Raw genomic sequence first — 14,533 nt, 5'->3', positions numbered from 1 at the left:
CTCGCGGGCCGGCGTCGCGGGGTCGCGGGCGCGCAGCAGGTCGGCGCCCTCGGCGACCCGGGCGGCGGCGAAGCTGGTGCCGACCAGGGGCGCGGTCGCGCCGTCCGGGGCCGCGAGCGCGGTGGTGAGCCCGCCGCCGCGCGCGGCGAGCGAGGACGGGGCGCGGCCGGGGGCGGCGATGTCGACCCAGGGGCCGGCCAGCGATGACGGGTCGGGGGCGCCGGCGTCGTCCACGGCGCCGACCGCCAGGACGTCGTCGCCGAACCAGGCGGGCACCGGGATGCTCGCCACGCCGGTCCCGGTGTTGGGCGGGCAGCCGGGACCGGTGTTGCCCGCGGCGGCGACGACCACGACGCCCCGGTCGACCGCGTCGCGCACCGCCGCGCGCAGGGCGCCCAGGGCGGGCGCGTCGGCGGGGTCGGCGACCTGGCCGGGGGTGCGGCAGGCGGCCAGGGCGAGCGAGAGCACCCCGACGCCCGGGGTGCCGGCGGCGTGGCGCACGGCCCGGGCGAGCGTGGTGACGTCGCCCAGCCCCGATCGTCCGTCGGCGCCGTAGAAGGCGCTGGTCTGGCGCACCGCGAGCACGCGGACGCCGGGCGCGACGCCGACGAGCAGGTCGCCGGGCGCGGGGCCGGCGGCGAGGACCCCGGCGACCGCGGTGCCGTGCCCGTCGCAGTCGTCGGTGCCGGCGTCGCCGGCCACGAAGTCGCCGCCGTCGACCACGCGGTCGCCCAGGCGCGGGTGCGCGGCGACGCCGGTGTCGATCACGGCCACGGTCTGGCCCTCGCCGCGGCCGCCGGTCCACGCGGCGGCGGGGTCCGGGCCGGGAGGCAGGTCGCCGAACCCGAGCCCGGACGGCGCCGGCGGCAGCGCCGCGGGGCACGGCGCGAGGCGGCGCGCGCCGGGCACGGCGTCGGCGGCGGGGTCGAGCACGGCGAGGGCGGCCGGGTCGGGCGCCGGGGGCACGGGAGCGCGCGTGGGCGCCGGCGCGGCGGCGGGCAGCGCGACGAGGGCGGCCATCAGCAGAGCGGCTCCGGCGGCACGGCGTCTCACAGCAGCCGCATCGCGGTGTACAGGTCCATGACCGCGAGCGCGACCGGCAGCACCGCGGCGATCCCGACGGCCTCGGCGATGTCGACGGCCCGGCGCGCGACCGGCGAGAACCGCCGCCGGGGCACGACGACGCCCAGCACGAGCGCGCCGGCCCCCGCCGCGAGCGACACGGCGGGTACGGCGAGCAGCGCCACGAGCGGCGGGGCGACGAGCAGCCAGCCGACCACCAGGCCGGCGCCGGCCAGCAGCGCGCACACCAGCAGGGCGACCGCCTGCACGCCGTTGGCGTAGGTGCGCGAGCGCAGCGCGAGCAGGGCGGTGAGCAGCACGGCGAGGACCCAGCCGGCGACGCCGCGCCACCCGCCGACGGGCGCGAGCGCCAGCACCGCGACCGCGCCGGCGGTGACCGCCCCGCACCCCACGACCAGTCCCGAGAGGGCGGCGTGGGCGCGGTCGGCGCGCCGTTCGATGTCGGCGTGCTCGGCGACACCGGGGTCGTCGGCGAGCTCCTCGGCCGACCCCGGGACGCGGGGCAGCGGGAGGCGGGCGAGCGCGATGCCGGTGCGGGGCAGCAGCGCCGACGCGACGAGCGCCAGCGCGCCGGCCCCGGCCGCGATCCCGGCGGCGTCGCCCGCGTCGACGACCGTCGCGACGCCCGCGGCGAGCACGACCAGGACGGCGGCGGTGAGGGCGCCGAGCAGCGCGGCGACCCCGGTGCGTCCGGCGCGGCCGAGCGCGAGCAGGCATGCGGCGGCCACCGCGGCGGCGAGGGCGGCGCCGAGCAGCAGCTGGGGCGCGTCCGCGGTGGCGGTGAGCGGCCCGGGCGCGCTCCAGGGGACCGCCGCGACGCCGGCGACCGCGGCCAGCGCCACCGCCCCGGCCGCGAGCACCGACCCCGCGCCCGTCTCGTCGAGCACCCGGGTGCACACGGCCGCGAGCGCCAGCGCACCGAGCGCCGCGACGCCGGCGACGGCCGCGGTGCCGAGCCCGCCCGCGGTGCCCGGCGCGCGCCCGACCACGACGAGGGCGAGCACGGCGCCCGCGAGCCCGAGCGCGAGCCCGCACAGCCCGAGCACCCGAGCGATCCCGGGTCCCCAGGCCCGGTAGCTCGCCGGCGTCGCCTCCGCCACCGCGTCGACGACGTCGTCGAACAGGGGCGGCGGGGCGGCGTCGGCGCGGCGGCGCAGCACGAGCTGGTCGCCGTCGAGCACGCCGAGCGAGGTCAGGGTGCGCGCCGGGTCGACCGGGCCCTGGCCCAGCGGCGCCAGCGTCCAGCCGGCGCCGGAGCCCCGGGCGGACTCGCCGGTCATGTCCAGCAGCACGGGCAGCAGGTCGGCCAGCGGCACGTCGGGCGGGAGCGCGACGTCGACCCGGGTGCGCGGCGCGAGGACCGACACCCGGCTCGCCGCGGCCACCGCGCCCGACGGCAGCGAGAGCCGGTCGTCGTCGCCCGCGGGACGGCGTCCGGGCAGCGCCGCGTCACGGCCGGTCCGGGCGGTGCTCGTCATGCGCTCCTCCCGCGTCGGAGATCTGCGCGAGGATCTCTCGGGCGGTTCGTCGAGACGGACCCGGGGCGGCCCGCGGCTCCCTAGTATGGCCGGACCGACGGGGTGGGGTGGTGCGATCGGGGGAACGGGGGACGGGCGGTGGGCACACGGGTCTTCCGGCGCGCCGCGCGGCTGGCGCCGCCCGAGGTGCCCTCCGGCGAGGTCCACCTCGAGGCGCCCCCGGAGATCCCCCGCGTGACGCCGACCTCGCCGCTGCTGCGGCTGTTGCCGCTGCTCATGGTCGTCGGCTCGCTCGGGTTCATCGTCGTCATCGGCGTCGACAACCCGACGTCGTGGCTCTTCGGCGGCATGTTCGCGCTCTCGACGCTGGGCATGGTCGCCGGCGGCGTGACCCGCGGCGGCGCGCAGCGGCGGGCCGAGTCCGACGAGGACCGCAAGGACTACCTGCGCTACCTCGCGCAGATGCGCCGCCGGGCGCGGGACACCGCGGTCGACCAGCGCCGCGCCCTGGAGTGGACCCACCCCGACCCCGCGACGCTGGTCGGGCTCGCGCGGGGCGCGCGGATGTGGGAGCGCCGGCCCGCGGACCCCGACTTCGCCCACGTGCGGGTCGGCCGTGGCTCGCAGCGCCTCGCCACCGCCCTGGTGCCGCCGCAGACGGGCCCGGTGGACGACCTCGAGCCGGTGGCCACCGTCGCGCTGCGCCGGTTCGTGCGCACCCACTCGATCGTCCCGGACCTGCCCACCGCGGTGTCGCTGCGCGCCTTCGCGTCGGTGGCCGTGGCCGGCGGGGACGCCGAGGCCCGCCGGGGCCTCGTGCGCGCGATCGTGGCGCAGCTCGTGACCTTCCACAGCCCGGACGACCTGGTCGTCGCGGTGGCGGCGACCGGTCCGGCGCGCGCGGAGTGGGAGTGGGTGAAGTGGCTGCCGCACGTCGCGCACCCGCGGCTGTCCGACGGCGCCGGGCCGGTGCGGATGGTGACGTCGTCGCTGGCCGCCGTGGAGTCGTGGCTCGCCCCGGAGCTGGCCGGGCGGGGCCGGTTCACCCGCGGCGCGGCGCCCGCGGCCGACACCCGCCACGTCGTCGTGGTGCTCGAGGACGCCGAGGTCCTGGGCTCCGAGCAGATCCTGCTCGAGGAGGGCCTGGGCGCGGTCACGCTGATCGACCTGTCCGACACCCTCGGCACGCTGACCTCCCGGCGCGGGCTGGGGCTCGTCCTGGACACGGAGGGGGACGGGCGCATCGGTGCGGTCGGGCGGCAGGGCGTCGAGTGGTTCGGGCGCCCCGACGCGCTCGGCGCCGCCGAGGCCGAGGCCCTCGCGCGCCGTCTCGCCCCGTGCCGCACCCCGGCGGTCGGCGCGGGCGAGGAGGAGCCGCTGCTCACCAGCCCCGGCATCCTCGAGCTGCTCGGGGTCGAGGGCGAGCCGGACACCTTCGACGTCGCCGGCGCCTGGCGTCCCCGCCCGCTGCGCGACCGGCTGCGCGTGCCGTTCGGGGTGTCGGCGGACGGCGAGCCGGTCGACCTCGACATCAAGGAGGCGGCGCAGGAGGGCATGGGCCCGCACGGGCTCTGCGTCGGCGCCACGGGCAGCGGGAAGTCGGAGCTGCTCCGGACCCTGGTGCTGGGCCTGATCACCACGCACTCGTCCGAGGCGCTCAACCTCGTGCTCGTCGACTTCAAGGGCGGCGCCACGTTCGCGGGCCTCGCGCCGGCGCCGCACGTCGCCGCGGTGATCACCAACCTGGCCGACGACCTGAGCCTCGTCGACCGCATGCAGGACGCGCTGGCCGGCGAGATGCAGCGCCGCCAGGAGCTGCTGCGCGCGGCGGGCAACCTCGCCAACGTCACCGAGTACGAGCGCGCGCGGGAGAACGGCGCGCCGCTCGAGCCGCTGCCGACGCTGTTCGTCGTCGTCGACGAGTTCTCCGAGCTGCTGAGCCAGAAGCCCGACTTCGCCGAGCTGTTCGTCGCGATCGGGCGGTTGGGCCGCTCGCTGCAGATGCACCTGCTGCTCGCCTCGCAGCGCCTCGAGGAAGGCCGGCTGCGGGGCCTCGACTCGCACCTGTCGTACCGGATCGGGCTCAAGACGTTCTCGGCGTCGGACTCCCGGGCCGTGCTCGGGGTGGCGGACGCGGCCGAGCTGCCGGCGGTGCCCGGCTCGGGCTACCTCAAGGTCGAGTCGTCGACGATGATCCGGTTCAAGGCGGGCTACGTGTCGGCGCCGCACCGTGCGGCCGAGCGCGTCGTGCCCGACGCGTCGCCGCTGCCCCGCGAGATGCGCCCGCGGCCGTTCTCGGCGCAGTGGGTCGAGCCGGCGGCGCCGACGGTGCTGGAGAGCAACGGGCACGTGCCCGCGGCCGGCCCGCCGGCGGTGATCGGGCCCCGCAGCGGCACCCCGTCGGTGCTCGACGTCGTCGTCGAACGGCTGCGCGGGCAGGGCCCGCCCGCGCACGAGGTGTGGCTGCCGCCGCTGGCCGACCCGGCCACCCTCGACGCGCTGCTGCCGCCGCTGACCGCGACCCCCGACCGCGGGCTCACCGCGCCCGGGTTCCCCGCCAACGGCGCGCTCGCGGTGCCGGTGGGCATCGTCGACCGGCCCTACGACCAGCGCCGCGACGTGCTGTGGGCCGAGCTCGCGGGCGCCGCGGGGCACGTGGTGGTGGCGGGCGGCCCGCAGTCGGGCAAGTCGACGCTGCTGCGCACGCTGATCGCCGGTGCGGCGCTGACCCACACCCCGGCGGAGGTGCAGTTCTACGCGGTCGACCTCGGCGGCGGCACGCTCGCGGGGCTCGCCGGGCTGCCCCACGTCGGCACGGTCGCCGGGCGCGGCGAGCCCGACCTCGTGCGCCGCACCGTGGCCGAGGTCGCGGCGCTGCTCGCGGGCCGCGAGCGCTGGTTCCGCGAGGCGGGGCTCGAGTCGATGGCCGACCTGCGGGCCCGGCGGCGCCGCGGCGAGCTCGCCCCCGGGACCGGCGGCAGCGACATGCTCGGCGACGTCTTCCTCGTCGTCGACGGCTGGCACGCGTTCCGCAGCGAGCACGAGGCGCTCGAGCAGACGGTGATCTCGCTGGCCACCGCCGGGCTGTCGTACGGGGTGCACGTCGTCATCTCCGCCAGCCGCTGGGCGGAGCTGCGCCCGGCGCTCAAGGACCTGCTCGGCACCCGCTTCGAGCTGCGCCTCGGCGACCCGTCGGAGTCCGAGCTCGACCGCCGCGTCGCCGCCGTGGTGCCCGCCGGGCGGCCGGGCCGCGGGCTGTCGCGGGAGAAGCTGCACGTGCTCACCGCGCTGCCCCGCCTCGACGGCGTCGCCGAGACCGAGGACCTCGGGCGCGCCACCGGCGAGCTCGTCACCCGCGTCGCTGCCGCGTGGGGCGGCACCGGGGCCCCGCGGGTGCGGCTGCTGCCCGAGCGCGTCGGGGTCGAGTCGCTGCCCGGCCCGGACGAGGGGCGCCCGCACCTGCTGCCGCTGGGCCTGTCGGAGGAGCGCCTCGCGCCGGTGGTGCTCGACGTCGCCGCCGACCCGCACTTCGTGTGCTTCGCCGACGCGGAGTCGGGCAAGACGGCGCTGCTGCGCGGGTTCGCCCACCAGATCGTCACCCGGTACCGGCCCGACCAGGCGCGGCTGATGATCGTCGACTACCGGCGCTCGCTGCTCGGCGCGGTGGCGAGCGAGCACCTCATCTCCTACACGTCCTCGGCGCAGGCGCTCACCGAGGCGATGAGCGAGCTCGTCGGCTCCCTGCAGCGCCGCCTGCCCGGTCCCGACGTCACCCCCGAGCAGCTGCGGGCGCGCTCGTGGTGGACCGGGCCCGACGTGTTCGTGCTGGTCGACGACTACGACCTCGTCGCCGGCGCCACCACCAACCCGCTGACCGCCCTGCTCGACCTGCTGCCCCAGGCCCGCGACGTCGGCCTGCACCTCGTCGTCGCGCGGCGCACCGGCGGGGCGTCGCGGGCGCTGTTCGAGCCGGTGCTGGCCCGGCTGCGCGAGCTGTCCTCGCCCGGGATCATCATGAGCGGCAGCCGCGACGAGGGCGTCCTGCTCGGCACCGTGCGGCCCGGTCCGCAGCCGCCGGGACGCGGCTGGCTGGTCTCGCGCCGGCACGGCGAGCGCCTCGTGCAGGTGGGCTGGCGCGACCCGGATCCGCCGATCACGGCCGTGCCGGACGCCGCCGCGGAGGACGCGTGAGCGACGGTCCGGTCGTCGCGATCGACCTGGGCGTGACGACGGTGGCGGCGGCGGTCGACACCGGCCCGACCGAGCCGTCCGTCGAGTCGGTCGACCCCACCGACCTGGCGAACGACCTCGCCGCGGTGTTCGCGCCGGCCGACGGCACCGCGCTCGTGGTCGGCGCCGCGGCCCGGCGCCTCGCGCCCACCGACCCGTCGCGCTACGAGCCGACGCCGCGGCTGCGCGTCGACGAGCCCGACCTGCTGCTCGGCACCCGCGTGGTCGGGGTCTCCGAGGCGTGGGGCGCGGTGCTCGCCGGGGTCCTCGACCGCGCCGGGCCGCTCCTGCGCGGCGGGCGGCCCCGCCACCTCGTCCTGTCCCACCCCGCGGGCTGGGACGCCGGGCGCCGCGAGGTGCTGCGCCGCGCCGGGTCGGGGCTCGCCGAGGACCTCACGCTGGTCGCGGAGCCGGTCGCGGCGGCCGCCCACGCGACGTGGCTGCGCCCGCGGGAGACGGCGCGCCCGCGGCCGGTCGCCGTGCTCGACCTCGGGGCGCGCGGCGCGTCGGCGGCCGTGCTGGCCCCGGTGCCGGGCCGCTGCGGGGGCGCGCGGCTGCTCGCCCGCCGCGAGGAGCACCGGTTCGGCGGCGACGACGCCGACGAGCTGCTGCTCGGCCACCTGCTCACCTCGCTGGGCGACGACCCGGACGCCGACGACCGCGAGACCGACCGCGTGCGCGAGGTCGTCGCCGGGACCACGCTCGCCGACCGGCGCCACCGCCAGGTGCTGCTCGACGACGTGCGCGCGGCGAAGGAGCAGCTCTCGGACGCCGAGCAGGCGGCGGTCCCGCTGCCCGGGCGGGTCACGGCGGCGTGGCTGTCGCGGGGCGAGCTCACCGAGGTCCTGCGCCCGGCGCTGCGCGGCGTCGTCGACCTGCTCGCCGACACCCTCGCGGACGCCGGCACCGGGCCCGAGCACCTCGACGGGGTGCGGCTGACCGGTGGCGGCGCGCGGATCCCGCTGCTCGCGGCCCTCGTGCACCGCGAGCTGGGCGTGCCCGCCACCGTGGCCACCGAGCCGCGGTCGGTCGTCGCCCACGGCGCGCTGGTGGTGGTGCGCGAGGACGAGGCGACCCGGCGCGGGGGCGCGAGGGTGCCGGCGGCCGCCGTCGCCGCGGTCGCGGCCGGGTACGCCGGCCCGCGCTCGGGGCCGCTCCTGGACCCGCCCACCGCCCCGCTGCCGCCGGCGCCGGGGGAGCGCACCGAGGACCTGGGCGCCCCGGCCGACGTCCCGGCCTGGCTGACGCCGACCTCGCCGGAGCACACGGACGTGCGGGTGCCGGTGCGCCGGGTGGGCGACGGGGACGACGACGGGGACGACCACGGGGACGACGACCTCACGGCACCGGCCGACCCCGTCGACGACACCGACCTCGTCGAGCCGGTGCCGGACCCGCCGCGCCACCTGCCCGCCCGCCGGCACCTGCCCGCCCGCCGCCCGCCCCCCGCGCGGGGACGCGTCGGCGTGGGCGCGGTGATCGTCGCCCTGCTGGCCGTGCTCGCGCTGGTCACCGGCGTGGTGCTCGGGGTCCGGGCGCTGCAGGGCCCGTCGGGCACCACGGTCGTCGTCGGCGGGCAGACCTTCGTCGCCCCGATCGGCTGGGTCGAGGCGGGCGGTGACCCCGGGGCCCGGCGCCTGCTGCTGCGGCCGGCGGGCGCCCCGCGGGGCACCGACCTGGTCGCCGTCCAGGAGAACCCGCTCGACCCGGCGAGCGCGGCGGACCCCGCGCGCGCCCGGGCCCAGCTCGCCGGGCAGTACGAGGCGGCGCGGGCCGGCGGGGACCCGGTGTCGGGCTACGAGGAGCGCACCGAGTTCGGCGACCGCGAGGTGGCCCGCTACCGCCAGGACCCCGCGCCCGGCGTGCGCGTCGACTGGTTCGTCGTGGTGTCCGCGCCGTCGATGGTGAGCGTCGGCTGCCGGCACGGTCTCGACGACGCCGAGGCGCGCCGCGTGCTCGCGGCCTGCGCGCAGGTCGTGGAGACCCTCGAACCGACGGGCTGAGGCGACTTCCCGCGACTTCTCCGAAACGGCCACCACGCCCCGGGCGCGGTCGTCATGCTCGATCCGCAACGAGCACACGGGGCCCGCGGGCTCCGCGACGAGAGGAGGTGTGGCGTGGCGGGAGGATTCGGCACCCAGACCGACGTCATGGTCAGCGTGGCCGGCCGGCTGGAGACCATCAACGGCGAGCTCCAGGGCCAGCTGCGGTCGCTCCAGGGCCGGCTCGAGCCCCTGGTCGCCGACTGGCAGGGCCAGGGCTCCACCGCCTTCCAGGGGACGATGGTCCGCTGGCAGATCGACGCCAAGCGCATCAACGACGCGCTGCTCGGCATCGCGGAGCGGGTGCGTTCCGGCGCCGGCCGCTACGCGGCGAACGAGGCCGAGGCGGCCTCGATGCTCAACGTGCTCGGCGACGCCGGCGGGCCCTCCGGCGGTGCCGGCGGTGCGGGCACCCCGGGCGGCGGCACCATCTCGAGCGCCCTGGGCTGAGCGCCCCCGACCACCGACCGCAGACCCAGGGAGACGAGGACACCATGACCAGCCCGGACAACATCAAGGTCCGCTTCGGCGCGCTCCAGCAGGCGAGCCAGGACATCAACAGCTCGCACGCGGCCATCGAGGCGCAGCTCCAGGACGTCCGCACCGCGGTGGGGCAGCTCGCCGTGTGGGACGGCGCGTCGTCCGACTTCTACCGCCAGCAGCAGCAGCAGATCGACGCGGCGTGGAACGATCTCAAGGAGCTGCTCGCGCAGATCCGCGGGCGCACCGACCAGGCCACCCAGCAGTACATGGAGACCGAGGCCGGGGTCGGGGCGATGTTCCGGGCGTGACGCGCTGCCCCCGCAGGGGGTGGTCGGCGTCGTCCGCGAGGCGGCGCGTACTCTGGAGGATCGTTGCGCGGTGTTCGTCCCGCGCGAGCACGACCCCGCTCGACCCCGCTCGACCCCTCCACAGGCCGGGCCCCGAGCCGACCCGCCCAGCCGTCCGTGACGAGGTAGCTTCCGTGCGCACGTTCAGTCCGAAGCCCGGCGACATCGATCGCGCCTGGCACGTCATCGACGCGTCCGACATCGTGCTCGGCCGCCTGGCCAGCCAGAGCGCCACGCTGCTGCGGGGCAAGCACAAGCCCACGTACGCGCCGCACGTCGACACCGGTGACTTCGTGATCATCGTGAACGCGGAGAAGATCGCCCTCACGGGCGGCAAGCGCGACGACCGCTTCGTCTACCGCCACAGCGGCTACCCGGGCGGGCTCAAGGCCCGCACGGTGGGCGAGGAGCTGGAGCGCTTCCCGGCGCGCCTGGTCGAGAAGGCCATCAAGGGCATGCTCCCGAAGAACCGGCTGGGCCGGGCGATGGGCAGCAAGCTCAAGGTCTACGCGGGCCCCGAGCACCCCCACGCCGCGCAGAAGCCGGTGCCGTACGAGATTCGACAGGTGAGCCAGTGACCACCCCTGACGACGCGACCGACCTCCCCGAGGTCGCCGACAACGACGCGGCGCAGACGCTCGCCGAGGCGGCGGACCTGCCCGAGGGCGCCGTCGGCGGCACGCCCGTCGACGCGACCGACGAGCCCGGTGACGACCCCGCCGACGACCAGGTCGTCGCCGACGTCGTGAGCTCCGACGCCGACGAGGACGGCGCCGATGCCGACGTCTTCGGCGAGACCGCCGCTCCGGTGTTCGCCGGCATCGACCGGCCCGTCCAGACGGTCGGCCGCCGCAAGGAGGCCATCGTCCGCGTGCGCCTCGTCTCGGGCACCGGGCGCATCGTCTGCAACGGCAAGGCGTTCGAGGACTACTTCCCGAACAAGGTGCACCAGCAGCTCATCCGCGAGCCGCTGGTCGTCACCGAGCGCACCGAGCAGTTCGACGTCTACGCCACCCTCACCGGCGGCGGCACGTCGGGCCAGGCCGGCGCCCTGCGCCTCGGCCTCGCGCGGGCGCTCGTCGAGGTCGACCCCGACGACCGTCCGGGCCTCAAGAAGGCCGGCTTCCTCACCCGCGACGCGCGGGCCACGGAGCGCAAGAAGTACGGCCTCAAGAAGGCCCGGAAGGCTCCTCAGTACTCGAAGCGCTGATGGCGGGAGACGCAGCGCAGCGGAGCTCGACCCCTCGGCCCAGGCTCTTCGGCACCGACGGTGTCCGGGGCCTGGCCAACGCCGACCTCTCGCCCGAGCTGGCGACCGCGGTCTCCGCGGCGGCCGTGGGCGTGCTCTCCGAGCACGCCCGCGCCGAGGGTCGGCGTGGCGCGGCGGCACGACCCGTGGCGGTCGTCGGCCGCGACCCGCGGGCCAGCGGCGAGATGCTGGAGGCCGCGGTCACCGCGGGCCTCGCCGCCGCGGGGGCGGACGTGCTGCGCGTCGGCGTGCTGCCGACGCCGGCCGTCGCGTTCCTGACCGCGGAGCTCGACGCCGACCTCGGCGTCATGATCTCCGCGTCGCACAACCCGATGCCCGACAACGGCATCAAGCTCTTCGCCGCCGGCGGGCACAAGCTGCCCGACGCCGTCGAGGACGCGATCGAGGCGCGGGTCGGCGGGACCGATCCCGGCGCCCGTCCCACCGGCCGTGACATCGGCCGGGTGCGCGACCTGCCGAACGCGCTCGACCGCTACGTCGAGCACCTCGCCGGGGCGACGCCCACGCCGCTGGCGGGCCTGCACGTCGTCGTCGACTGCGCGCACGGCGCCGCGTCGACCGCCGCGCCCGGCGCGTACGCCGCCGCGGGCGCCCGGGTGACGGCCCTGCACGCCGAGCCCGACGGCTGGAACATCAACGACGGCGTCGGCTCCACCCACATCGAGGCGCTGGCCCGCACGGTGGTCGCCGAGGGCGCCGACCTGGGCATCGCGCACGACGGCGACGCCGACCGCTGCCTCGCGGTCGCCGCCGACGGCAGCGTGGTCGACGGCGACCAGATCCTCGCGATCCTGGCCCTCGACCTGCTCGAGCGCGGCGAGCTGGCCGACGCGACGCTGGTCGTGACGGTGATGAGCAACCTCGGGCTGCACCTCGCGATGGCCGACGCCGGCGTCGCGCTGCGCACCACCGCGGTGGGCGACCGCTACGTGCTCGAGGAGCTGCGGGCCGGGGGGTTCTCCCTGGGCGGCGAGCAGTCCGGGCACGTGGTGCTCCCGACGCACGCCACCACCGGCGACGGGCTGCTCACCGCACTGCGTCTGATGGCGCGCATGGCGCAGAGCGGGCGGACCCTCGCCGACCTCGCCGCGGTCATGACCCGGCTGCCCCAGGTGCTGGTCAACGTGCCGGTCGCCGACAAGGCCGCGGTCGGCTCGTCGGCCGAGGTCGCCGACGCCGTCGCCGCCGCCGAGGCCGAGCTCGGGGGCCGGGGCCGGGTGCTGCTGCGTCCCTCGGGCACCGAGCAGCTCGTGCGCGTGATGGTCGAGGCGCCCACCCAGGTGGTCGCCGGCGAGGTCGCCGACCGTCTCGCGGGGCTCGTCTCGACCGTCCGCTGACGCGACGACCACACACCGTGGTGGCGTCGTCACCAGCGGCGAGGTGCCCGCGTGTCCGGGCGCGCCGGTACCGGGTTCCCGCCCACCGTCGTGCCGCCACGCGTTAACCTGGCGGACGTCGGCACAGCCCCGCGCCTCGGCGCGGGCCGGACGCGGAGGACGCGGATGGACTCGGTCCCGCCCGTTCACGGCCCGGCCCGTCATCTCGACGACCTGCTCGCCGACCTCGGCCACGACACCGCCGGGGCGGACGACACCGACGACACCGACGAGCCCGGCCCGCCGCCGGATCTCCCCGAGGTCGTCGAGGCCGTCACCGGCCGCGCCCGCGACCTGCACCGCCTCGCCGACCGCCTGAGCACCGAGCAGGGCGAGGCCCCCGACGGCACGCTCTCGGCCGTCGCGCTGCTGCGCGCCCACGCCGGCGCGGTCGGCGACCTCGCCGAGCACCTCCAGGCGGCGGGCAGCGACCAGGGCACCCCCGCCGATCCCGGAGCTGCCCCGCAGACCCCGGCCACCACCGGCGCGGACGTCCCCGGCCCCGACGACGCCGACCCCGCGCCCGACGGCGCCGGCGGGTCGAGCGCGGCGGGTCCGCGAGGCGTGCCGCGCCCCGTCGGGTGAACCGCCCCGCGCGCCCGCTCCGGCTCGCGCCCGCTCCCGGTCCGGTCGACCTCGCCGGCCCGGACCGCGCGACGCTGCTGACCACCGTCGACGCCGCGGTCGGCGTGCTGACCACACACCTGGCGCGCTGGTCGGCGCTGCCCCCGCGGTGGCGCGGCGTCCCGGCGGGCCCCGACACCGACCCGGCGACGGTCCGGCGCGCCGGCGCGGAGGCCCGCGAGCTGCCCGACCCGGCCGCCCTCGCCGCCCAGGCCGAGGCGCTGCGGGAGGCCGTGACGCTGGTGCGCCGCCAGCACGTCGAGACGGCCGAGGACCTCGGGCCGCTGTGGGACACGTGGGCGGGCCCGTCGGCGGACGCGGTGCAGAAGCGGGTCTCGGCGCTCGCGCGCTCCGCGCACGGCCTGGTCTCCGAGCTCGGCGACACCGCCGACGTGTTCGAGGTGGCCGCGGCGCACACCGCGGCCGCGGTGCGCGACCTCGCCGCCGGCGCCGCGGCGGTCCGCCCGGCCGACCCGGTCGGCGGGCTGCTCCCCGCGCAGGTGGACGCGCTGCTCGGGCGCGTGCGCGCCGGGGACCCGGCGGCCGAGCCGGCGCTGCGCGCGTGGGCGGCCGACCTCGAGGAGCGCACGCGCGTGTTCCTCGCGGCAGCGGGCCGCAGCCGCGCGGTCGGGCGGGAGGCCGGGGCGCGGGTCCGCGAGCGGCTCGCGGCGGGCGGGGGCGACCCGCTCAGCCCGAGCCGGGCTCCGTCCCCTTGACGATCCCGTCGAACGCCGCGGCGTAGCGCGCGTCGCCGCCGAGGCGGTGCAGCAGGAAGCCCGTCAGCAGCGCCCGCACCAGCGTGCGCGTCGCGGGCTCGCCCTTGCCGTCGAGCAGGACGTCGCTCCAGTGCCGGCCCTCGAGCAGCCCGAGGTGGGTGGCCTTCTTCACGGTGCGCAGCGACGACTCGCCGCCCCAGGCCTTGTCGAGCAGCTCGGCGCCGGCGGCCGGCGGCGAGACGAGGTCCCGGCCGAACCCGAGGTGCATCCCGGGCAGGTGGACCGCGCGGGCCGCCTCGACCGCCGAGGGCTGGGTGTCGGTGAGCGCGATGGTGGCCACGGCCTGGACGGCGACGCCGTGCCCGACCTCCCAGTAGGGCTCGCCGACCTCCTGCACGCGCGTGTCCGCGGCCGGGACGGCGGCGGCGAGGACGGCCGAGCCCGCGCCCATGCCGTGCCCGGCCACCCCGAGCTTCTGGGGGTCGACGCTGACCGCGGCGCCCCGCGCGGTGCCGCCGAGGCGGACGCCGGACACGACGCCGAGGGCGGTGCGCAGGTCCTGGGCCAGGCCGCGGTGCGAGCCGACGGGGCCGCGCTGGGTGTCCGGCGCGGCCGCGACGATGCCCCAGGACGCCAGGTGGCGCAGCAGGCCCAGGTAGCGGGAGGCGGGCTGCAGCCAGTCGTGCCCGAACGCGACGGCCGGCAGCGCGGTGCCCGAGGCGGGCGTGAACACCACCCCGGGCAGGCCGACGAGCGCCAGCTCGCCGCGCAGGACGGGGTACGGGCCGGGCCTCGACAGCTCGGCGACCACCGCCTTCGGCGCCAGGGCCTTCGCTCCGATCACGCTCGCCATGGCCCGGGAACCTAGCGGAGGTGCCTGGTCG

The 14,533-nt window shown here is 78.3% G+C and carries 12 protein-coding genes; 9 read left to right on the top strand and 3 right to left on the bottom strand.

Annotation, left to right across the window (positions count from 1 at the left end):
• The coding region (locus ACFPK1_RS23615) for a S8 family serine peptidase (RefSeq protein ID WP_378023396.1) at positions 1 to 1,020 on the bottom strand (1,020 nt) is incomplete at its 3' end.
• A gap of 29 nt (positions 1,021 to 1,049) precedes the next feature.
• Positions 1,050 to 2,561 carry a type VII secretion integral membrane protein EccD gene (gene eccD / locus ACFPK1_RS23610; protein WP_378023395.1) on the bottom strand — a complete coding sequence of 504 codons (1,512 nt, stop codon included), beginning with the start codon at positions 2,559 to 2,561 and terminating at the stop codon, positions 1,050 to 1,052.
• 138 nt (positions 2,562 to 2,699) lie between these two features.
• Here eccD and eccCa point away from each other — a divergent pair, with 138 nt between their 5' ends.
• The 9 genes from eccCa (at position 2,700) to ACFPK1_RS23565 (ending at position 13,649) form a co-directional block, all read left to right on the top strand.
• Positions 2,700 to 6,752: a type VII secretion protein EccCa gene (gene eccCa / locus ACFPK1_RS23605; protein WP_378023394.1), complete on the top strand. Its 4,053-nt coding sequence runs from the start codon at positions 2,700 to 2,702 to the stop codon at positions 6,750 to 6,752.
• Complete coding sequence (locus tag ACFPK1_RS23600) at positions 6,749 to 8,794, top strand: type VII secretion-associated protein (RefSeq protein WP_378023393.1); 2,046 nt, start codon at positions 6,749 to 6,751, stop codon at positions 8,792 to 8,794. The genes eccCa and ACFPK1_RS23600 overlap by 4 nt, the downstream gene beginning before the upstream one ends.
• Positions 8,795 to 8,908: 114 nt before the next feature.
• Positions 8,909 to 9,283, top strand: a complete 375-nt coding sequence (locus tag ACFPK1_RS23595; protein WP_378023392.1) for a WXG100 family type VII secretion target — start codon at positions 8,909 to 8,911, stop codon at positions 9,281 to 9,283.
• Between the two features lie 44 nt (positions 9,284 to 9,327).
• Positions 9,328 to 9,624 carry a WXG100 family type VII secretion target gene (locus ACFPK1_RS23590; protein WP_378023391.1) on the top strand — a complete coding sequence of 99 codons (297 nt, stop codon included), beginning with the start codon at positions 9,328 to 9,330 and terminating at the stop codon, positions 9,622 to 9,624.
• Between the two features lie 173 nt (positions 9,625 to 9,797).
• Complete coding sequence (gene rplM / locus ACFPK1_RS23585; RefSeq protein WP_378023390.1) at positions 9,798 to 10,241, top strand: 50S ribosomal protein L13; 444 nt, start codon at positions 9,798 to 9,800, stop codon at positions 10,239 to 10,241.
• On the top strand, positions 10,238 to 10,873 hold the full coding sequence (gene rpsI, locus ACFPK1_RS23580; RefSeq protein WP_378023389.1) for a 30S ribosomal protein S9: 636 nt from the start codon (positions 10,238 to 10,240) through the stop codon (positions 10,871 to 10,873). Before rplM ends, rpsI begins: the two co-directional genes overlap by 4 nt.
• Positions 10,873 to 12,270 carry a phosphoglucosamine mutase gene (gene glmM, locus ACFPK1_RS23575; protein ID WP_378023388.1) on the top strand — a complete coding sequence of 466 codons (1,398 nt, stop codon included), beginning with the start codon at positions 10,873 to 10,875 and terminating at the stop codon, positions 12,268 to 12,270. Before rpsI ends, glmM begins: the two co-directional genes overlap by 1 nt.
• Before the next feature lie 165 nt (positions 12,271 to 12,435).
• Positions 12,436 to 12,894 (top strand): hypothetical protein, encoded by a 459-nt coding sequence (locus ACFPK1_RS23570; protein ID WP_378023387.1) that lies wholly within the window; start codon positions 12,436 to 12,438, stop codon positions 12,892 to 12,894.
• Complete coding sequence (locus ACFPK1_RS23565; protein WP_378023386.1) at positions 12,891 to 13,649, top strand: hypothetical protein; 759 nt, start codon at positions 12,891 to 12,893, stop codon at positions 13,647 to 13,649. The genes ACFPK1_RS23570 and ACFPK1_RS23565 overlap by 4 nt, the downstream gene beginning before the upstream one ends.
• Here the strand turns inward: ACFPK1_RS23565 and ACFPK1_RS23560 are convergent.
• Positions 13,621 to 14,502 (bottom strand): dienelactone hydrolase family protein, encoded by an 882-nt coding sequence (locus tag ACFPK1_RS23560; protein ID WP_378023385.1) that lies wholly within the window; start codon positions 14,500 to 14,502, stop codon positions 13,621 to 13,623. The genes ACFPK1_RS23565 and ACFPK1_RS23560 overlap by 29 nt on opposite strands.
• Positions 14,503 to 14,533 lie beyond the last annotated feature (31 nt).

It is taken from the genome of Actinomycetospora rhizophila (assembly GCF_042657905.1).
Classification (GTDB): Bacteria; Actinomycetota; Actinomycetes; order Mycobacteriales; family Pseudonocardiaceae; genus Actinomycetospora; species Actinomycetospora rhizophila.
The sequence above is the reverse complement of the archived record's forward strand: the minus strand, read 5'-3'. Positions and strand labels throughout refer to the sequence as shown.